This is a genomic window from Stenotrophomonas sp. CFBP8994 (genome assembly GCF_034044835.1).
Taxonomy (GTDB): Bacteria; Pseudomonadota; Gammaproteobacteria; order Xanthomonadales; family Xanthomonadaceae; genus Stenotrophomonas; species Stenotrophomonas rhizophila_A.
Window position 1 is genome coordinate 82037 of record NZ_JAXCWT010000006.1, and the last position, 19228, is coordinate 101264.

Annotated in this window: 18 protein-coding genes; 8 read left to right on the forward strand and 10 right to left on the reverse strand. The window is 65.9% G+C overall.

The genetic code is table 11. The features are described 5' to 3' along the window. Window positions 1–141: 141 nt before the first annotated feature. From SOM39_RS16545 to SOM39_RS16560, 4 genes are all read right to left on the reverse strand, one after another. Complete coding sequence (locus SOM39_RS16545; RefSeq protein WP_320458973.1) at window positions 142–1524, reverse strand: aldehyde dehydrogenase family protein; 1383 nt, start codon at window positions 1522–1524, stop codon at window positions 142–144. A 36-nt stretch (window positions 1525–1560) separates the two neighbouring features. Next, window positions 1561–3216 carry an acetolactate synthase large subunit gene (locus SOM39_RS16550; RefSeq protein WP_320458974.1) on the reverse strand — a complete coding sequence of 552 codons (1656 nt, stop codon included), beginning with the start codon at window positions 3214–3216 and terminating at the stop codon, window positions 1561–1563. Window positions 3217–3427: 211 nt separating this feature from the next. Further along, on the reverse strand, window positions 3428–4102 hold the full coding sequence (locus SOM39_RS16555; protein WP_320458975.1) for a nucleotidyl transferase AbiEii/AbiGii toxin family protein: 675 nt from the start codon (window positions 4100–4102) through the stop codon (window positions 3428–3430). Next, window positions 4099–4596 carry a helix-turn-helix transcriptional regulator gene (locus tag SOM39_RS16560; protein WP_320458976.1) on the reverse strand — a complete coding sequence of 166 codons (498 nt, stop codon included), beginning with the start codon at window positions 4594–4596 and terminating at the stop codon, window positions 4099–4101. Before SOM39_RS16560 ends, SOM39_RS16555 begins: the two co-directional genes overlap by 4 nt. A gap of 292 nt (window positions 4597–4888) precedes the next feature. Between SOM39_RS16560 and SOM39_RS16565 the strand changes: the two genes are divergently transcribed. Next, on the forward strand, window positions 4889–5440 hold the full coding sequence (locus SOM39_RS16565) for a hypothetical protein (protein ID WP_320458977.1): 552 nt from the start codon (window positions 4889–4891) through the stop codon (window positions 5438–5440). Between the two features lie 187 nt (window positions 5441–5627). On the opposite strand, the gene SOM39_RS16570 is transcribed toward SOM39_RS16565, so the two are convergent. Then, on the reverse strand, window positions 5628–6569 hold the full coding sequence (locus tag SOM39_RS16570) for an alpha/beta hydrolase (protein WP_320458978.1): 942 nt from the start codon (window positions 6567–6569) through the stop codon (window positions 5628–5630). 66 nt (window positions 6570–6635) lie between these two features. Continuing rightward, window positions 6636–7088 carry a DUF4275 family protein gene (locus tag SOM39_RS16575; protein ID WP_320458979.1) on the reverse strand — a complete coding sequence of 151 codons (453 nt, stop codon included), beginning with the start codon at window positions 7086–7088 and terminating at the stop codon, window positions 6636–6638. 50 nt (window positions 7089–7138) lie between these two features. Between SOM39_RS16575 and SOM39_RS16580 the strand changes: the two genes are divergently transcribed. Together SOM39_RS16580 and SOM39_RS16585 are read left to right on the forward strand one after the other, a co-directional pair. Beyond that, window positions 7139–8560 (forward strand): FAD-containing oxidoreductase, encoded by a 1422-nt coding sequence (locus SOM39_RS16580; protein WP_320458980.1) that lies wholly within the window; start codon window positions 7139–7141, stop codon window positions 8558–8560. Window positions 8561–8565: 5 nt separating this feature from the next. Next, a complete protein-coding gene (locus tag SOM39_RS16585) occupies window positions 8566–9693 on the forward strand; it encodes a hypothetical protein (RefSeq protein ID WP_320458981.1) in 1128 nt (375 codons plus the stop codon). Here SOM39_RS16585 and SOM39_RS16590 read toward each other — a convergent pair. The 3 genes from SOM39_RS16590 to SOM39_RS16600 all read right to left on the reverse strand — a co-directional run bounded on the left by SOM39_RS16590 (window position 9608) and on the right by SOM39_RS16600 (window position 11065). Next, a complete protein-coding gene (locus tag SOM39_RS16590) occupies window positions 9608–9940 on the reverse strand; it encodes a hypothetical protein (protein WP_320458982.1) in 333 nt (110 codons plus the stop codon). The genes SOM39_RS16585 and SOM39_RS16590 overlap by 86 nt on opposite strands. 98 nt (window positions 9941–10038) lie before the next feature. After that, window positions 10039–10206 (reverse strand): hypothetical protein, encoded by a 168-nt coding sequence (locus SOM39_RS16595; RefSeq protein WP_320458983.1) that lies wholly within the window; start codon window positions 10204–10206, stop codon window positions 10039–10041. Between the two features lie 31 nt (window positions 10207–10237). After that, window positions 10238–11065: a transporter gene (locus SOM39_RS16600; RefSeq protein WP_320458984.1), complete on the reverse strand. Its 828-nt coding sequence runs from the start codon at window positions 11063–11065 to the stop codon at window positions 10238–10240. A 256-nt stretch (window positions 11066–11321) separates the two neighbouring features. On the opposite strand from SOM39_RS16600, the gene SOM39_RS16605 reads away from it, so the two are divergent. Further along, window positions 11322–12452, forward strand: a complete 1131-nt coding sequence (locus SOM39_RS16605) for a DUF3667 domain-containing protein (protein ID WP_068852202.1) — start codon at window positions 11322–11324, stop codon at window positions 12450–12452. A gap of 111 nt (window positions 12453–12563) precedes the next feature. Beyond that, window positions 12564–14069 (forward strand): DUF1254 domain-containing protein, encoded by a 1506-nt coding sequence (locus SOM39_RS16610; RefSeq protein WP_320458985.1) that lies wholly within the window; start codon window positions 12564–12566, stop codon window positions 14067–14069. Here the strand turns inward: SOM39_RS16610 and SOM39_RS16615 are convergent. Next, on the reverse strand, window positions 14066–15007 hold the full coding sequence (locus SOM39_RS16615; RefSeq protein WP_320458986.1) for a LysR family transcriptional regulator: 942 nt from the start codon (window positions 15005–15007) through the stop codon (window positions 14066–14068). The two genes, SOM39_RS16610 and SOM39_RS16615, sit on opposite strands and share 4 nt — an antisense overlap. Window positions 15008–15188: 181 nt before the next feature. On the opposite strand from SOM39_RS16615, the gene SOM39_RS16620 reads away from it, so the two are divergent. From SOM39_RS16620 to SOM39_RS16630, 3 genes are read left to right on the forward strand one after another with little or no spacing between them, the layout of a single operon-like run. After that, entirely contained in the window at window positions 15189–15917 is a 729-nt protein-coding gene (locus tag SOM39_RS16620) for a gluconate 2-dehydrogenase subunit 3 family protein (RefSeq protein WP_217538493.1), read from the forward strand. 3 nt (window positions 15918–15920) lie between these two features. Next, window positions 15921–17696, forward strand: coding sequence for a GMC family oxidoreductase (locus tag SOM39_RS16625; RefSeq protein ID WP_210132603.1), 1776 nt, complete (start codon window positions 15921–15923; stop codon window positions 17694–17696). A 10-nt stretch (window positions 17697–17706) separates the two neighbouring features. Further along, the gene (locus SOM39_RS16630) at window positions 17707–19092 is read left to right on the forward strand and encodes a cytochrome c (protein ID WP_320458987.1); all 1386 of its coding nucleotides are present in this window, start codon (window positions 17707–17709) and stop codon (window positions 19090–19092) included. The last annotated feature ends 136 nt before the right edge of the window (window positions 19093–19228 follow it).

Genomic DNA, 19228 nt, shown 5'->3' on the forward strand with positions numbered 1-19228 from the left:
CGAAAGTGCCAGGAAGCGCATGTGACTCTCCAGAACAGGGCGGGCGGCGGATGCAGTGCTATTGCATCAGCTGCCCTACCCCTGCGCCCCCGTACAACTACTGTGCCCTGCCCAGAAAACATACCGTTTCCGGGCGCGGGCTCAGCTCCTGCGCATCAGGATCATCTTTTCCTGCGACATATCCCGCATCGTGTACGGGATGCCGCCGGTGCCATAGCCCGATTCCCGGCGGCCGGCAAACGGCATCCAGTCGGTGCGGAAGGCAGTGGGGTCGTTGATCATCACGGCCGAGGCATCCAGGCGGTTGGCCGCGCGCATGGCCACGTCGATATCCTGGGCGAAGATGCTGGCCTGGAACGCGGTGGGCAGCGAGTTGGCGCGTGCGATGGCCTCGTCCAGCTCGCTGTAGCGATACACCGCCACCACCGGCCCGAAGACCTCCTGCGTGGTGACTCTCGCATCATCGGCGGGATTGAGCAGCACGGTGGGCTGCAGCGTGGTTTCGGAAAGGCGCTTGCCACCGGTGGCGAGCGTGGCCCCACCCTTTACCGCCTCGTCGATCCATTCGCCCACCCGGTCGGCTTCGCGCGGCTGGATCAGCGGGCCTACCTCGGTGTCCTTCAGGGTGGGGTCGCCGGTGCGCAGCTTCCCCACACGAGCGATGAGGGCTTCGGTGAAGTCTTCGGCAATGTCGTTGTGCACGAAGATGCGCTGGGTGGACACGCAGACCTGGCCGGCGTGGTAGTAGCCGCCCATGACGATGGGCTCGATGATCCTGGACAGGTCCGCGCTGCGGTCCACGATGGCCGGTGCCACGCCGCCATGTTCCAGCGCCGAGCGTGCACCATGGGCCAGCTTGGCGTGCAGCGACCAGCCCACCCGCGCCGAGCCGATGAAACTGAGGAAGGCCACGCGCTTGTCGGTGGCCAGCGCTTCGGCCAGTTCGTTGCCTTTCGGAATGAAGCTCTGGCACCACGGCTCGGGCAGGCCGGCCTCGTGGACCATCGCCACGAACTCCAGGCAGGACAGCGGCGTGGTCGAGGCCGGCTTGATGATGACCGGGCACCCCACCGCGATGGCAGGGGCAACCTGGTGGACGATGAGGTTCAGCGGGTGGTTGAACGCCGAGATGGCGGCGACGATGCCGAGCGGTTCTTTGGTCGTGAACGCCCAGCGGTTCTCCGCCGCTGCCGACAGGCCCATCGGGATTTCGCGGCCGGCGAAGTTGCGCAGTTCATCGGCGGCGTTGTGCACGCCATCGATGGCGCGGTTGGTTTCGACAATGGCATCGGGCAGCGGCTTGCCGCCTTCGCGCGCGATCTGCATGGCCAGGTGGTCACGCTTGGCCTCCATCAGCGCTGCCAGCCTGCGCAGGATGGCAATGCGCTGGTGCGGCTTGAGCCAGCCGTCGCGGTCCTTGAACACGCGTTCGGCATTGCCGAGCTTGCGCTCCAGTGCGGCGGCGTCATCGAACGGAACGTCCTGGATGGGGGCGCGGTCGAAGGCTTGTACTACGGTCAACATGTGGGGTTCCTTGTATTCAATGGTCAACGGTGGCGGTTACGCGCAGCCCACATCGGGGGTGCGGTTGCGCAGCTCGTCGACCAGTACGCGGGTGTTTTCGGAGTAGTCGATCGGCACGTCCAGCAGGTGCACGCCACCGCCGGCAAAGGCGGCTTCGATCGTGGGCACGAGCTCTTCCACGGACGCGACCCGACTGCCCTTGGCACCGTAGGCTTCTGCGTAGCGCACGAAATCCGGGTTGCCAAAGCGCATGCCGAAATCTTCAAAGCCATCCACCGCCTGCTTCCAGCGGATCATGCCGTAGGCGCTGTCATTGAGGATGATCACCACCAGGTTCAGGCCCAGCCGCACGGCGGTTTCCATCTCCTGCGAGTTCATCATGAAGCCGCCATCGCCGCACACGGCCAGCACGCGCCGGTTGGGGTACAGCATCGAGGCCATCATCGCCGACGGCAGGCCCGCGCCCATGGTGGCCAGGGCGTTATCCAGCAGCAGCGTGTTGGCCACGTGGGTGCGGTAATTGCGGGCGAACCAGATCTTGTACATGCCGTTGTCGAGACAGACGATGCCGTCTTCCGGCATGGCTTCACGCACGTCGTGCACCAGCCGCTGCGGGGTGACCGGGAAGCGGTCCTCCTCGGCACGGTCGTTGAGGCGCGACAGGATCTTCTGGCGCAGGTCGACCATGCCCTGGTCTTCGGACACCTTGCCTTCCAGCCGCTCGGCGAGGCCATCCACGGTGGCGCCGATGTCCCCAATCACCTCGATATCCGGGTGGTAGACCTGTTCGACCGTGGCGGATTGGAAGCCGACATGGATGACCTTTGGCCCGCCCTTGCCTTTCATCAGGAACGGCGGCTTCTCAACGGTGTCGTGGCCGATGGCGATGATCAGGTCGGCGCGCGCCACGGCCTCGTGGACGTAGTCGCCTTCGGAAAGCGCAGCGGTACCCATATACAGGTTGGAGCCGCCGGTCACCGCGCCCTTGCCCATCTGGGTGTTGAAGAACGGCAGGCGGGTGCGCGCCACGAACGTGGAGAGCGATTCGGTCAGCCACGGGCGACTGCAGGCCGCGCCGATCATCACCAGCGGCCGCTTGGCGGCCAGGATCGCTTCCGCGGCCCGGTCGAGCGCGGCGGCGTGGGCGATGGGGCGCTCCAGCGGGTGGACCGGAATGACTGGAACGTCTTCCACTTCCTCGCCGGCAATATCCTCCGGGAGCTCAAGGTGCACCGGTCCCGGCCGCTCTTCCATGGCCACGCGGAAGGCATCCCGCACGGTGGCCGGGATGGCTGCCGCGCTGACGATCTGCCGGGTCATTTTCGTGAGCGGCTTCATCGAGGCCACGATGTCCACGATCTGGAACCGGGCCTGCTTGGCGCTCATCACCGCCTTCTGGCCGGTGATCAGGATCATCGGCCAGGCGCCCAGGTGGGCATAGGCCGCGCCCGTGGAGAAGTTCAGCGCCCCAGGGCCGAGGGTGGCCAGGCAGATGCCCGGCCTGCCGGTGAGGCGGCCGTGGGTGGCGGCCATGAAGGCGGCCGCCTGTTCGTGGCGGGTGAGGACCAGCTCGATGCTGGAGTTGCGAAGGGATTCCAGGAAGTCGAGGTTTTCCTCGCCCGGAACGCCGAAGATGCGGTCCACGCCCTCGTTTTCGAGTGCGGCGACCAGCAGGTCTGAGCCCTTGGGCATTGCGTCGATCCTTGCGGTGATGAACTCCGGAGAGCTCGGTGCCATGGGGAAACGTAGTGTGGATCGACTATACGCCCGGGGCCGTGTACGGCCGTCTGAATGACAGCCTCAGCTGGCAGGACGGTGCGGTCCATGACTGGGGGCTTGTTCTGGCGCGAACGGGTTGACGGTCCGCTCACGGTTCAAGGACGATGTACCAGTGGGCGGGGCTTCATAGCGACCGGAGAAACGCAGTGGCCGTGCTGATGCAATGCTGCAGCGTAGGTCTGTAGCCGCGCATATCGATGCCCTCGAAGGTAGCTTCAAGAACCGTTGATCGCGCGTTTATGCGCTCAATGAACTCTGCTCGATATCTCAAGAGGAATGCTGCGGCCGCGCTGAGACCCTCTGCATCACGTTCAATCACGGTGCAAAGATCGAATAAGTCACGTGCTGTAGCTCGTTGCCCCCGGTGATACATCTTTTTGGCGATGATCTCCGCAGGCCGCTCAACTCGAACCGCGTGGCCACCGATATTCCACCACTCCCAAGCATCGCCCATCAAGTTGGGCGATGCCACGAAGTCAATCTCGCCCTCTGCGAACTCAAGCTTCACGTAGGAGCTCGCATCCTCGACGTAGTTGGCTGTCATCGCGGCGGCGGTGTCATTTAGCCGGGGTGTTACGTATCCGAGGTACTGAGGGTCCGGGACAAAAATATCGATGTCTTTGCTGGCCCGATGGTCGTATCGGAACATCAGGACGGTGCCCCCTCCAAAAGTCCAGAAAGGACCATCGCCTCCCCCTACCGCCTGAATTTCCTGGATCAGCACCATGGCGTTCGCGAAGAGCGCCTTCCATGGCCCATCAGGCAGTGTCTTTTCCGGAAGATCGTGCGGTGGAATCATTTGAATAGGCCGTTGCGAACCAGGTCGAGACTATCCGCCATCGATGCCACGTTCTTCCAGATTGTTTGCGGAGCAACGCGCTCTTTGGCCGCGGCCTCTTCCACCGCCATTACCAGTAACGGGATCGGGGCTTCCTCGAGCAAAGTGGCAACATGGGCAATGAACTCGCGCTTCAGATCGCCGGTGGCAAGTATGTGTGCGAGCTGCTCAGGATTGATTTCGCGTTTGTAGCTCACATTGGCGGTGTTGGCCGCCATCCAGAGGGCTTCCTTGGCGCTTCTGGGGCCAATTGAAGGCACGCCCGGGCTGAGCCCAATCACGTTCATCACCTGGCATACCCGGTTGAAACCCAGGTCCTTCAGCTTGCCACTCTCCAAGCCGTTGATTGTCTGCCTGGTCAGCCCGGACAGCTTTGCAAGCAGCGCCTGGGAAAGCCCCAGCTCCGACCGCCGCTCCTTGATGGAATCGCCCACTTGAGCAAGATGACTGATCATGCCGGACTCCCTCGGTGTCCAATATTTTAGACACTATACACCTAACCCTCCAAGGCCGCAGGTGGCGCCGGCCGGCCGGCCGGCCCGGCCTTGACTTGGCCGGGCCCAGCCTGACCGGCCGGTCCAACCTTAGCAGCCCGTCTCACCGCCACCCAACGGCTCAGGCGCGGCGAGCGCATTGCCTTGCAGCCCATGGGGGAAGATTGACCGGAACGCCAGGCAGCATCGGCTTCGATGAGGCGATCTGGTATCGTCCTGCCCCAATCCGAAAGCAACAGGGAACACCACGTTCATGGATCGAACCAAACGAGCATTATTTGCCCTTGCTCTGGCCACGGCCTCAGGGCCTGCCGCCGCCTCCGACTTCACCGGCTTTTTCTCCATGTTCATGGCCACGCCTTTCCTGATCTTCGCAGGACTGGTCTCGGGCTTCATTCTGCTGCGCCGCCATACCGCCCCGAGAAACGCCGTGGCGCGCCATGCACCGTTCCTGCTGCTGGTGCCAGCGTGGGCACAACTGGCATTCCTCTGCGTTTTCATGCAGCAGCTGGTGTGGGTTGGCATCCCGGTGGTGACGCTCCTGTTCGTGCTGGCTGCCCGCCGGATCTGGCAGGAGCCGCGCGGTGGGTTGGCGTTGTGGATCCCGCGCGTGCTGTTGGTGCTGAGCGTGGTCGTTGCCGGTCTGGTGGCGTGGGACATGAGCATCGTGGTGGGCTACCGCGGCAGCGATTACGCACTGGGCCCGATCGTCCTGCTGGCCACGCTGTGGGGCGTGTGCACCGGGCTGTGCCTGTTCGCTGCCCGTGGCAGCAATCAGCGCCTTGATGCTGGCCGCTCTCCGTAGATTTACTCGGCCCGGGTACGAATTGACACGCATGTAACGCCGGCGACTTCGAGCTGTAGCTGATCTCTGAAACGGCACGCGACGTGGGCATCAAGCTTCACCGCGAGTGAGCGGCCAAGCGCGGACGTCGGTTTCAGAATGGACACCCGCCGGCGCATGCAACACATTCGCACAGGCCGTAATCCCGTCAGCCGCCCGGCTGCTTGCCAAGCAGGTACTTGAGCCCGTGCGTAAGCCCGCGCGGGGCCACGCTCAGGTGGTCCTCGTCGTTGAGCACATCCAGCTTCAGGCGCAGTGACGGGTAGTTGTGCGCGCGCAGCGCGGCCTGCATGTTCTTCGCATCGGCCACCATGTCCGCGTCGTTGCCGAAGGCCGGCGTTTCGCGCTCGCCGACATACATGTACACCGATGCCTTCAGATCGTTGTGGCTGCCTGCGTAGTCCTTCTCGAACCGCGACATGACATTGCGGTCGTACCAGAACGATGGGCTACCCACGATGTAGCCCGCAAACATGCCTGGATCGGTAAACAGGATCTGGGTGCCCAGCAACGCGCCGTAGGAATGGCCCAGCAGCAGGCGCCGGCTTTCGTCGGTGCGGTAGCGGCTGGCGACGAACGGCAGTGCCTGCTCGCGCAGGTAGGCGATGTAAGGCGCGGCGCCCCCATGCACCGCGTCGGCCGGTGCGCTGCTGGGGCCGTTGGGTGTCGGGGTGTAGTCGCGGCGGCGGCTGGGCATGCCTTCGTCACCCACCGAATAGGACAGGCCCACCAGGATGAACTCTTCCAGCTTGGGGCCTTCCACGTTCAATCGCCGGCCGATCTGCCGCGCCAGCGGAAACGCGTAGTCGGCATCGGTGACATAGAGGACCGGGTATCTGCGCGCCGGACTGTCCGCGTAGGAGGCCGGCAGCGCAACGAAAACCTGGTACGTCCGCCCGGAAACCGGGTCGGGAACATTCCAGACTTCGCTTCCCACCACTTCATAGGGCGCGCCGTCGCCACGTTGGCCGCCCAGGGCCGAGGCCTTGGTTGTCACCTGCGGGGCAGCCAACGGCGCTTCGGCGAGCGGCTTGGAGTCCGGGGTCTCAGGCGTCTTGGCACACCCGGTGAGAATCAGTGCAAGCAGCACGCCTGTAACCAGTTTTTTCAACGCTACCTCTCCGTGGTGATCGAACGAAAATCATACAACGTGCACCTAATCGCACCATCCCTTCGCGCGCGCCGCCGCGCGTTCCTGCGCCTTGCGCAGCATGGCCTGGTTGTCCGCTTCCAGCCTCACGAAATCGTGGTGGCGGGCAAAGTACGGACCCAGCCAACCCGCTTCGTGGGTGAATGCCATGGTCCAGGCAAGATTGGGGGGGAACACGTAACAGTCCGACCAGGCTGGCTTCACCGGAAGATCGCCGGTCAGGTAGGCGGCATTGCGGTCGTTGGACAGCACGACGAACGCCACCCCGGTCTGTTGCTGGTACTCCGCCTCGGCCTCGGCATCAGCGAGGCTGGGATAGCGCCCCGAACTGAAGACATGCCACATGAAGGCCTTGGTGTTGATCCCCTGGCGGTCGCGTCCGAAGACGGCAAGCCAGTCCCGGGCCAGTTCCTTGGCCTCTGCTTCGGTGTACTGGCGGATGATCTGCGTGGCGCTCACGCCAACGAGTGTATTGAATGGCCATTGGTACACACAACAAGGGTCTTGCCATGTCCAACCCCTCTTCCGCGCAGGGTCCCGCCGCTGCCGCCCGCGCCTTCGATGCCATCATCATCGGCACAGGCCAGGCGGGACCATCACTGGCCGGGCGGCTGGACGCGGCCGGTATGCGCGTGGCCATCATCGAGCGTCACCTGGTGGGCGGCACCTGCGTCAACACCGGCTGCAAGCCGACCAAGACGCTGGTGGCCAGCGCGTATGCCGCGCAGATGGCGCGGCGTGGCGCTGAGTACGGCTTCAGCGCCGGCCCGGTCAGCGTGGATATGGCCGTGGTCGAGGCCCGCGCCCGCAAAGTGATCATGGATTCGCGCAAGGGCAATGAAGACTGGCTTGCCGGGATGGCCAACGTGGAGCTGATCCGTGGCCACGCCCGCTTCGATGGGCCCGGCGCCATCGTGGTCAACGGCGAGCGGCTTACCGCGCCGCGGATCTTCATCAACGTGGGCGGGCGTGCAGCGGTGCCGGAGATGCCCGGCCTGCAGGACGTTCCGTACCTGACCAACAGCAGCATCGTGGCGCTGGATGCCCTGCCCGCCCATCTGGTGGTGGTGGGCGGCAGCTACATCGGGCTGGAGTTCGCACAGATGTACCGGCGCTTCGGCGCGCAGGTGACGATCATCGAGCGGGGTGATCGCTTGATCGCGCGCGAGGACGCCGATGTATCGGAGGCGGTACGCGGCATCCTGGAGGATGAGGGCATCGAAATTCACACCGGCGCGGACAGGGTCGCGTTCGAGCGCGTGGAAGAAGACATCGCCGTTTCCTTCCAGGCCGGCGGCAAGGACGCGCGCGTGGTTGGCAGCCACGTCCTGATGGCCATCGGGCGCCGGCCCAATACGGACGATCTGGGCGTGGACACCGCCGGCATCGAGCGCGACGAACGTGGGTACATCACGGTGGATGACCATCTGCAGACCTCTGCCCCCGGTGTCTGGGCGCTGGGTGACTGCAACGGCCGTGGGGCGTTCACCCATACCGCCTACAACGACTTCGAGATCGTCGCCGCCAACCTGCTGGATGGCGAGGACCGCCGGGTCAGCAGCCGGGTGCCCGGCTACGCGCTGTACATCGACCCGCCGCTGGGCCGGGCGGGCATGTCCGAGGCCGAGGCGATGAAGTCCGGCCGCCCCCTGCTGTTTTCCAAGCGACCCATGACCCGCGTCGGCCGTGCGGTGGAAAAGGGGGAGTCCAAGGGCTTCATGAAGGTGGTGGCCGATGCCGAAACACGGCGGATCCTGGGCGCGGCGATCCTTGGCACTGGCGGCGATGAGGCCATCCACGGCATCCTCGACATGATCAGTGCCGACCGGCCGCTGGATGAGCTGCGCTGGGCGGTGCCGATCCACCCCACGGTTTCCGAATTGATTCCCACGCTGCTGGTCGATCTTGCGCCGGCACCTGACCGAGGATGATCTGGATGCGTACTGCTGCGACCGTCTCGCTGTGCCTGGGGTTGTGCACCGCCCTGCTCCTTCCGCCGAGCTGGGCCAAGGCCCCGGTAACGCCGGAAACCCACAGCGAAACGGGCACGCTGCAGGGCGCCCCCTGGCGCATCGACGTGCCGGCCCACTGGAACGGCGAACTGGTGATGTACGCCCATGGCTTCGAGCCGGTCGGGACGCCGCGCCCGGACCCCTGGCCGGGCAACCCGTGGAGCGAGGCGCTGGTCAAGGCCGGCTATGCGGTGGCGCAGAGTGGGTACGCCGACCAGGGCTGGGCCGTGCGCGGGGCCATCGATGACCTTGAGCGGCTGCGCGCGCAGTTCGTGGCCCGCCATCCAGACACGAAACGCAGCTGGATCCTGGGCTTTTCGATGGGGGGCGCGGTGGCGATCGGTACGTTGGAGCGGATGCCGGAGCACTACAGCGGTGGCATTTCGATGTGCGGCGCCAACCTGCCCGGCGATGTGCTGGCCGCCGAAGTGCTCACCTCGCTGGTGGCGTTCGAGTACTTCTTCCCTGGCGCCAAAGGCCTGCCCGAGGGTGGGTTGAGCTCGCCTGCCACTGCGACGTTGCCGCAGGGGGAGATGGTCGACGCCATCACCGCTGCCGTGCAGTCCCGCCCGGAGGCAGCCGCAGTACTGGCAAAACGCCTGGAGCTGAAGGTGGATGAGCTGGCTGGCACCGTCAGCCTGCATGCCCTGGTGTTCCAGCAGCTGGTCAAGATCAGCGGCGGCATTCCAGTCAGCAACAAGGACACGGTATATGCCGGCTTTGGCGACGACAAAGCGTTCAACGCCGGCGTCCGGCGCATTGCCGCGGATCCCGAGGCAAACGCGAAGCTTGACCGCGACCTGCGCCTGACCGGTGCGCTGCGCCGGCCGCTGCTGCTGCAGTACAACCTCCACGACCCTTCCGTGACGCCCCGCTTCGAGCCGGTCTACCCGGCACTTGCCGCCAAGGCTGGCGCGACGCCCCAGCCAAGGACGCTACCGCCCAGCGGCGAAGGACATTGCGCGTTTACGCCCGAACAGATTGTGGAAGCGGTGTCGATCCAAAGCCGCTCGTTGCCGGCGCGCCCCACTGGCGAAGCGCGGCGCCCCTGAGCGACTGCTGGCCGCAACCGGACGGGCAGCGCAGCACGCGTGCGGCCGAGGTGCTGACGAAGCCCTCGCCTTCCTGCGCCTTGAACACCACCTCGCACGACAGGCAGCGCGCCACCATCGAGTACAGGTGCACGATGCGCCCGCTGCACGGGTCCTGAAGCGCGTTCACATCCAGTAGTTCGAACTGGCAGCTGTCCGGCAGCGGGCGGCGCGGGAGCGGAAGGGGCATGGAGGTCTGCAGGTTCACGCTATGGGCGCCGTCGGTGGAATGGCAGTCACTGTAGGCAGCGCGGTGTGGAGCGCGCGTGCAGCCGGGATGCAGTGCGCGCGAAAGGCGTGCCGGTATTACGCCTCGCCCAATGCGCCCTTGCCAGCAGGGGTCAGGTCGATATCGCTGTCTTCGGCCTGCACCGCCAGACCTTCGGCGACGGCCCAAGTCGCATCGTCGGCTGACACAGGATCGGTCGCCTCGATGGCCCGAAGAATGGCAAGTTGCTTGTCGGTCAGTGGCATGGTCGGCGTTCCGTAAGGGGGTGAGCCGACTCTACTTCGGGTAGAGCAACGTGACCGTGAACCGGACCCCCCAGTCCGGCCCGCCACGTGGGCCATCCAGGTAGGCGCGCACGCCGCCCTGGTAGCTGATCATCTGGCTGCCCAGTTTGCTCACCTTGGAGTACTGGATGTTGAGCGGCACGGTCCACTGGCTGGCCTTCCAGTCGTAGGTGGACTCGATGTTGAAGGCCAGCGTGCGGCCGCCCGGGAAGGCCTTGGCCAGGAACGGCTGGACAAAGGTGTTGCTGATGTCGCGCCGGCGCGAGCCGCTGCCGGCGATGTCCGAGATGTGGTTCACCAGCGCGCCCACGGTCCAGCTCTTGTCCTGCTTGAGCAGCACGAAGGTGGGACCGGCACCCCAGGTATCGGCGCCCAGGTCATCGGTACCGGTTGGCAGCAGCAGCGCTGGCCCGATGCCCCAGACCACGCCGGAAGGGCCGGTTTCCTTCGGCGAGAAGAAGAAGCTTTGGGTCACGTCGCCCAGGCCGGCCTGGTCGGTACCGGGAATCACGTCCTTCTGGTAGGCCACCGGCAGGATGGTGCGCGAGATGACATTCCATTCTTCGGAGATGGCAAACGGCGCCACCGGCTGGATGTTGAGCGTATGCCGATAACCGCCATTGGCGTAGCCGTCGTCGTAGTTGTACTGAAACGGGACGCTGATCAGTGCCGCGACGGGGTTGGACAGTTTCTTGGCCAGGGCATCGGCATCCTGCGCCCACGCCGGTTGGCACAGTCCTGCCAGCGCTGCCGCCAGGAACAGCGACACAAAACCATGGCGCCGGCGCAGCGGGCGGGTGCAACGTGGTGAAACAGGCATGGCAAACCCCCAACAGCAACAAGGTGATGGAAGTGCGCTGGCGCACCTGCTCGTAACCGAGCAACCCCGCCGCGAACAGGGCGAACGGGAACAGCATCCGCAGTGCGCGAACGTGCGTTTGAGGATGGCCGATGGCCCCCGGATCTGCTTCGGTACTTCTACCGACCCCCGCCCAGTGATTGATGCATGCCGGCACTGGCACCGGCACCCCGCCCCCACTATCGTAGGCGCCTTTCCTGCCCGGCTCCGCGCACTGATGCACTCCGCCCTTGCCCACCCTGCCGCGTGCGAGAACTGCAGCACCCCGCTGCAGGGCGATTTCTGCCATGAATGCGGCCAGTCCGCCCACAGCCCGGTGCGCAGTTTCGGGCACGCGGTGGAAGAGGTGTTCGAATCGTTCTGGCACCTGGACGGGCGCATCTTCCGCACCCTGCACCAGTTGCTGCTGCCCGGCCGCCTGGCGGCCGCCTACCTGGCCGGGCACCGTACCCGCTACATCCCGCCGATCCGCCTGTTCGTGATCCTGAGCGTGCTGACCTTCTTCGTGGCGCGGCTGGCGGTGCATGTGGACGCAGGTGCCCTGGTAAGCCAGACGCCCCGCCCGCCGGAAGTGCCGGGTGCGTTCCGTGATGCCACCACCCACGACGAGGTCCAGCAGGTCCGCCGCGCGCTGCTGGCGCCGTTGCAGCAATCGCGTGAGGCGATGCCCGAGTCCCTTCGCGCGCCGATCGACAGTGCCATTGCCAAGGTGGACAGGCAGGCCGCAAAGCGCGAGCGCGAACTGAAGGAGCATCCACCGGTCGCGTCCGCGCGCAAGCCCGTCGCGGCCAAACCGTTCACCGTGCAGGACATGGCGACACAGAAGTCAGACCCGGTCGAGATCGGTTTCCTGCCCGGGTTCGCCAACCGCTGGCTGACCGGCCAAGCCGAGATCATCCGCAAGAACCTGCCCCGCATCAGCGAACGGCCGCAGCTGCTGGTCAACGCGTTCTTCGGCTCGGTGCCTTCGGCGCTGTTCGTGCTGGTGCCGTTGTTTGCCGTGCTGCTGAAGGTGTTCTACCTGGGCAGTGGAAGGCTGTACCTGGAGCACCTGGTGGTGGCGTTGTACAGCCATGCGTTCCTGTGCGTGGCACTGCTGGGCATCCTGCTGCTGTCGATGCTGGGTGGGCAGCTTGCCGCCGTGCCTGGCGCGGGGGTTGTCATCGGCCTGCTGATCACGGCGCTGCTGCTGTGGATGCCGCTGTATCTCTGGCTCATGCAACGGCGGGTGTACGCACAATCCCGGCTGGTGACCACGCTCAAGTTCGTCGGGCTGGGATGGCTGTACTTCACCGTGGTCACCACCGCGACCGTCATTCTCGCCATTGCCAGCCTTGCCCGGGTCTGATCCGGGCTAAGTAGTTTTACCCAGCCGGCCTGCACCTATTTCGGTGGAGTGCGGATGAGCGCGCCGTCATGCTCTCCGCATCCCTTGCCGCAGGAGGCGAACGATATGGCCATGCCCCGTAACCAGACGCGATCACCGTTCCTTGCCGGCCTCCACCTGGCTGCCCTGTTGATCAGCTTCTGCGCGCTGGTCGCCTGCGGCAAGCGCGAACCGGAAAGCGCCGCCCCAGCGCCCGACCCTGCCTCGGCAGCGCAGCCCGCCGCCCCGGCCGCGGCTGATGCCACCCGCGTCAGCGAGCTGCGCGCGACCGCCAAGGATGCCTACATCTGGGGCTACCCGATCGTGGAAGGCTACAAATCCATGTACCAGCAGGCCGTGGATGCCAAGGGTGCGAACTTCCACGCCGGCTTCAACCAGATCGGCAACGTCGCCCAGGTGGCCACCCCGAAGGACACCTCGATCATCACGCCCAACTCGGACACGCCGTATTCGTTCCTGTGGATGGACCTGCGCGCCGAACCGCTGGTCATCAGCGTGCCGGCGATCGATGCCAAGCGCTACTTCTCCGTGCAGCTGATCGACCTGTATACCTACAACTTCGCCTACATCAACCGCGCCGCGACCGACGGCAAGGCCAGCGTGTTCCTGGTCGCCGGGCCGGACTGGAAGGGCGAAACACCCAAGGGCGTGCGCGAAGTGTTCCGCGCCGAAACCCAGCTGGCCTATGGCCTGTTCCGCACCCAGTTGTTTTCGCCGTCGGACCTGGACAACGTCAAGCGCCTGCAGGCGCAGTACAAGGTGCAGCCGCTGAGCGCGTTCCTGGGCACGCCGGCACCGCCGCCGGCCCCGCCGATCACCTTCCCGCCGTATGACCCGGAACAGGCCAATGGCCTGGGCTTCTTCTCCTACCTCAACTTCCTGCTGCAGTTCGCGCCCACCGTGGACAGCGAAGCCGCGCTTCGCCAACGGTTCGCGGGAATCGGCATTGAGGCAGGCAAGCCCTTCGATGCAGCCGCGCTGCCGCCGGCCGACCGCGAGGCCATCACCGCAGGCATCGCAGATGCCAACCAGGCACTGGAACAGTTCATCGCCACCGAAATAAACACCGAGAAGGTCTCGAGTGCGGATATGTTCGGCACCCGCGCGGCGCTGAAGGACAACTACCTGTACCGTTTTGCCGGCGCCAAGCTGGGCATCTACGGCAACTCCGCTTCAGAGGCCGACTACCAGAGTTACTTCGTGGATGCGCAGGGCAGGCCCGCCGATGGAAGCCAGCACGACTACGTGCTGCGCTTCGCCAAGGACCAGCTGCCGCCGACCAACGCGTTCTGGTCGGTCACCCTGTACGACGGCAAGAGCAAGCTGCTGGTGGACAACCCGCTGGACCGCTACCTGATCAACTCGGCCATGCTGCCCACGCTCAAGCGGGATGCCGATGGCGGCCTGACCCTGTACATCCAGCAGGCGTCGCCCGGCAAGGACAAGGAATCCAACTGGCTGCCGGCGCCGGCCGGACCGTTCTACGTGATCCTGCGCAACTACAGCCCTGGCCAGGCCGTGCTGGACCGCAGCTGGCAGAAACCGGCATTGACGCCGGTTGAGCGCAAGGCCGATTAAGTCCCGGTCAGTGCAATGGCGGGCATCGTCCGGTTGGCATGCCGCCAGCCGGCCGACAGCTGCAGCTGCTGCACCATGTGGCCAAGGAACGCACGGACCCGGGGTGCGACCTGCTTCCCGGGGGCGTACACGGCACTCAATGGCGAAGTCGCCAGCGCGCAGTTGGGCAGCACTTCTTTCAGGCGCCCTGCGTCGAGGTCATCGGCCACGTCCCAGATCGACTTGCGGGCGATGCCGGCGCCCTGCACCGCCAGTATCTGCGCCGCCTCGCCATCGTCGCAGAGCGTACTGGCGTCCAATGGAAACGCGATGGTGCCGCCGGGCTGCGCGAACACCCATTGCGATACCGGCGGGCTGCCCGAAGCGATCAGATCGTGGCCGTGCAGGTCGTCGATGCTCGACGGCGTGCCACGCCGTTGCAGGTAGTCCGGTGAGGCGCAGAGGATGCGCCGGTTCGGCGCCAGCTCGCGCGCCACCAGGCGGGAATCGTCCAGCGCGCCATAGCGCAGCGCCAGCTCCACGCCTTCGCCGACCAGGTCCACCAGCTCATCGCGCAGCGACAGGTGCACGCGCACCCCGGGATGCGCCTGCTGGAAGCTGCGCACCGCCGGCACCACATGACGGCGTCCGAATCCATTGGGCGCGGTGAGCTTGAGCACGCCGGCCACCACGTCCTGGCGCTGCTCCAGCGCCGCCTCGGCCGCTTCCACCGCATCCAGCACGCGGCGGCAGTGCAGGTGGAACAGGCTGCCCTCATCGGTGAGCGAGGCGCGTCGCGTGCTGCGGTTCAACAGCCGCACCTGCACGCGACGCTCCAGTGCGGTGAGCCGCTTGCTGACCACGGCTAGCGAGATGCCCAGGTCGCGCGCGGCGGCGGACAGGCTGCCGCCATGCACGATGCGGTCGAAGGTGCGCAGCTCGTTGAGGTCGTCGATCACGCCGATGTTTCCAGTTTGGCAAGAGTTCCTTTCCCATATTGCCATTACGGAAACAGTCGCACATCCACACAATGGTCTCATTCATGCCAGCCGCGGAAGGGCCGGCCGCATTCGGCGAGCACGCTGCCGCGACAGGACCCGCGCCATGCTCAGCCACAGCCACCCGCCAGGTAGCCACACAATGAAAGATGATGCCGACCAGAACCGGCCGACGCTGACCCGTCGCCGCTTCTTCCAGGGTCTTACCCTGCTCCCCGTCGCCGCCGCCCTGCCCGGCTGCGCCCCCGGCACCCCCACCGGGACCGGCACCCCGGCTACCCCGGCCGCCAAGGACTACACCCCCGAATTCTTCAACGCGGCCGAGTGGGCGTTCATCACCGCCGCCTGCGACCGCTTGATCCCCTCCGATGAAACCGGCCCCGGCGCGGTGGAATCGGGCGTACCCGAGTTCCTCGACCGCCACATGCAGACCCCCTACGCGGCCGGCGCCATCTGGTACATGCAGGGCCCCTTCCTGGAAGCGCCCAGCGAGTTCGGCTACCAGGGCAAGCTGGCCCTGCGTGACATCCTGAAGGTCGGCATTGATGCCTTCGATGCGCACTGCCGCAGCCAGTTCGATGGCAAGACCTTCGCCCAGCTGAGCCACGAACAGCAGGAAACCCTGCTCAAGGCGGCCGAGGGCGGCAAGCTGGAGTTGGAGGCGATCTCCAGCAAGCTGTTCTTCTCCAACCTGCTGGGCGAAGTGAAGAACGGCTACTTCGCTGATCCGAAGTACGGCGCCAACAAGGATATGGCCGCCTGGAAAATGATCGGTTACCCAGGCATGCGCGCGGACTACATAGACTGGATCAGCGTCCGCGACAAGGCCTACCCCCTGCCGCCGGTGGATCTGTCCGGGCGGAGGGGCTGAGGCATGGCAATCACGAAACCGAAAGTGGATGCGGTCATCGTCGGCATGGGCTGGACCGGGGCGATCCTGGCCAAGGAACTCACCGATGCCGGCCTGCACGTGGTGGCGCTGGAACGCGGTGGCGACCGCGATACCCAGCCTGATTTCGCCTACCCGAAGGTGGTGGACGAGCTGGAAGGCTCGGTACACCGCAAGTACCTGCAGAGCCTGAACCAGGAAACGGTGACAGTGCGGCACACCTTGGCCGATACCGCCGTGCCCTACCGGCAGATGGGCTCGTTCAAGCCCGGCACCGGCGTGGGCGGCGCGGGCAGCCACTGGTCCGGCGCGCACTTCCGGCCGCTGCCGGAAGACCTGATCCTGCGCACCAACGTGGAAGAGCGCTACGGCAAGAACTTCATCCCGGCGGACATGACCATCCAGGATTTCCCGGTCACCTACGCCGAACTGGAGCCGCATCTGAACATGTTCGAGCTGGTGTGCGGCACCTCCGGCAAGGCCGGCGTGATCAACGGCGTGGTGCAGCAAGGCGGCAATCCGTTCGAAGGCTCACGCTCGGGCGAGTATCCGCTCGGCCCGAACCCGAACTACCTCGGCGGCGAGCAGTTCTACAAGGCGGCCAAGGAAATGGGCTGGCACCCCTACCCGATTCCGGCTTCCAATGCCTCCGGGCCGTATGTGAACCCGTACGGCTGCCAGCTGGGCCCGTGCAATGCGTGTGGTTTCTGCAGCGACTACGGCTGCCTCAACTACTCCAAGGCCAGCCCGAACGCCTGCATCCTGCCGGTACTGCGCCAGCGCCCGAAGTTCGAGCTGCGCACGCATTCGCAGGTGCTGCGGGTGAACCTGGACAGCACCAAGGCCAAGGCCACCGGCGTGACCTACCTGGATGCGCAGGGCCGTGAAGTGGAGCAGCCGGCCGATATGGTGCTGCTGTGCGCGTTCCAGCTCTACAACGTGCACCTGATGCTGGTCTCCGGCATCGGTGAAGCCTACGACCCGCAGACCAACACCGGCACCGTGGGGCGCAACTACTCCTACCAGAACCTCAACCGGGTGGTGCTGTTCTTCGACAAGGACGTGCAGGCCAACGGTTTCATCGGCATCGGGGGCGCGGGCACCACCATGGACGACCTCAACGGCAACCAGCTGGACAACGCAAAGGCCGGCTTCGTCGGCGGCGGCCTGGTCTGGGCGCGCCAGCCCGGCGCCGGCCCGGTGCGCGGCATCAACGTGCCCTCCGGCACCCCGAACTGGGGCGCGGCATGGAAGAAGGCCGCGGCCGACAACTTCCGCCACAACTTCTATTACGAGGTGCAGGGTGCGTGCATGTCCTACCGGCAGCACTACCTGAGCCTGGACCCGAACTACAAGGACTCCTTCGGCCGCCCGCTGCTGCGCATGACCTTCGATTGGCACCCCAACGAGATCAAGGCATCGCAGTTCTTCGTGGACCAGGCCATGCAGATGAGCCGCACGCTCAATCCGCTGTCGATGAGTGGTGACGCCAAGAAGAACGGCGAGCACTACAACATCACCAAGTACCAGAGCACGCACACCTGCGGCGGCGCGATCATGGGCGCAGACCCGAAGACCTCGGCGTTGAACCGCTACCTGCAGAGCTGGGACGTGCCGAATGTGTTCGTGATCGGCGCCAACGCCTTCCCGCAGAACAACGGCTACAACCCCACCGGTCTGGTAGGCGGGCTGGCGTACTGGGCGGCCAAGGCCATCCGCGAGAAGTACCTGCCCGATCCGGGCCCCCTGGTCCAGGCTTGAGGAGGCGCGCATGAAAAAGCTTCTTCTCTGGATCGTGGTGATCGGCCTGGTCGTGCTGCTGGCCGCGCTGGCCTATGCCTACATTCCCACCAAAACCCGGGTACTGGCAGACGGGCCGACCGCCGATGCGGCGCTGATCGAGCGCGGGCGCTACCTGGCCGCGGCCGGTGACTGCACCGCCTGCCACACCAAGCCGGGCGGCAAGCCGTTTGCCGGCGGGCTGCCGGTGGCCTCGCCGCTGGGCAACATCTACAGCACCAACATCACCCCGGACAAGGAAACCGGCATCGGCGCGTACTCGCTGGACGACTTCGACCGCGCGGTGCGGCACGGCATCGCCCCCGACGGCCGCACGCTGTACCCGGCCATGCCGTACCCCTCCTACGCGCGCATCACCGATGACGATGTACGGGCGCTGCACGCCTACTTCCTGCACGGCGATATCGCGCCGGTACATCAGGAAAACCGGGGCGTGGACATCACCTGGCCGTTGTCGATGCGCTGGCCGCTGGCGATCTGGCGCAAGACCTTCGCCCCCGACGCGGAAGCGGTGGCATTTGATCCGAGCCACTACAGCGACCCGCAGCTAGCACGCGGTGCCTACCTGGTACAGGGCCTGGGCCACTGCGGCAGCTGCCACACGCCGCGTGGCTTCGCGCTGCAGGAAAAGGCACTGGACGAATCGGGCACGGCGTATCTCTCCGGCGGCCAGGTGATTGACGGCTGGAACGCGGTGAACCTGCGCGGCAACGCGGCCGATGGCCTGGGCCGCTGGTCCGAGCAGGACATCGTGGACACCCTGCGCACCGCCCGCAATGCGCACAGCGCGGTGGTGGGCACGCCGATGGCCGACGTGGTCCGGCACAGCACGCAGAAGCTCACCGACGAGGACCTGAAGGCGATCGCCGTGTACCTGAAGCAGTTGCCGGCCAGTGCGCATGATCCTTCTGCGTACACCACCAGCGATGCCACCGCGCGCAAGCTGCAGACCGGCATCAACGACAGCCGCGGCGCCGAGCTTTTCGTCGACAACTGCGCGGCCTGCCACCGGACCGATGCCAAGGGCTACACGGATGTGTTCCCGGCCATCGCCGGCAACCCGACCGTGCTGGCCGATGACCCGACCTCGGTGATCCGCCTGCTGCTGGCCGGCAGCGAACTGCCCTCCACCGCCGTGCGTCCGTCCAACCTGGGCATGCCCGGGTTCGCCGAACGCCTGTCGGACACCGAGATCGCGCAGTTGGCCACCTTCATCCGCCAGGACTTCGGCAACAAGGCCGGCGCGGTAACGGCTGACCAGGCCAAAAAGGTCCGCCAGCACCTGCAGGACGAGGCCAAGGCGGCCAAGGCCGCGCACGACCCAACCGCGGCCCGGGGCGGCGAAGACGCGGAATGACCCGGCGGTTCAGGCCCCGCCTGCACGAAACCCCCGGATCGGGGAGAATAGCGGCCCTCCGAGCGCCCCTGCCCTGCAACGGCAGGGGCCGCTCCCCCGCGGTTGACGGCCTTGCCGGCCGCCCTCCCGCCGCTAC

Excerpts from the sequence above, each read along its gene's own strand:
- SOM39_RS16545 (WP_320458973.1), bottom strand. The coding sequence starts at position 1,524 with ATGTTGACCGTAGTACAAGCCTTCGACCGCGCCCCCATCCAGGACGTT.
- SOM39_RS16585 (WP_320458981.1), top strand. The coding sequence starts at position 8,566 with ATGCGTACTGCTGCGACCGTCTCGCTGTGCCTGGGGTTGTGCACCGCC.
- SOM39_RS16605 (WP_068852202.1), top strand. The coding sequence starts at position 11,322 with ATGCACTCCGCCCTTGCCCACCCTGCCGCGTGCGAGAACTGCAGCACC.
- SOM39_RS16620 (WP_217538493.1), top strand. The coding sequence starts at position 15,189 with ATGAAAGATGATGCCGACCAGAACCGGCCGACGCTGACCCGTCGCCGC.
- SOM39_RS16555 (WP_320458975.1), bottom strand. The coding sequence starts at position 4,102 with ATGATTCCACCGCACGATCTTCCGGAAAAGACACTGCCTGATGGGCCA.
- SOM39_RS16565 (WP_320458977.1), top strand. The coding sequence starts at position 4,889 with ATGGATCGAACCAAACGAGCATTATTTGCCCTTGCTCTGGCCACGGCC.
- SOM39_RS16560 (WP_320458976.1), bottom strand. The coding sequence starts at position 4,596 with ATGATCAGTCATCTTGCTCAAGTGGGCGATTCCATCAAGGAGCGGCGG.
- SOM39_RS16625 (WP_210132603.1), top strand. The coding sequence starts at position 15,921 with ATGGCAATCACGAAACCGAAAGTGGATGCGGTCATCGTCGGCATGGGC.
- SOM39_RS16610 (WP_320458985.1), top strand. The coding sequence starts at position 12,564 with ATGCCCCGTAACCAGACGCGATCACCGTTCCTTGCCGGCCTCCACCTG.
- SOM39_RS16550 (WP_320458974.1), bottom strand. The coding sequence starts at position 3,216 with ATGCCCAAGGGCTCAGACCTGCTGGTCGCCGCACTCGAAAACGAGGGC.
- SOM39_RS16600 (WP_320458984.1), bottom strand. The coding sequence starts at position 11,065 with ATGCCTGTTTCACCACGTTGCACCCGCCCGCTGCGCCGGCGCCATGGT.
- SOM39_RS16580 (WP_320458980.1), top strand. The coding sequence starts at position 7,139 with ATGTCCAACCCCTCTTCCGCGCAGGGTCCCGCCGCTGCCGCCCGCGCC.
- SOM39_RS16630 (WP_320458987.1), top strand. The coding sequence starts at position 17,707 with ATGAAAAAGCTTCTTCTCTGGATCGTGGTGATCGGCCTGGTCGTGCTG.
- SOM39_RS16595 (WP_320458983.1), bottom strand. The coding sequence starts at position 10,206 with ATGCCACTGACCGACAAGCAACTTGCCATTCTTCGGGCCATCGAGGCG.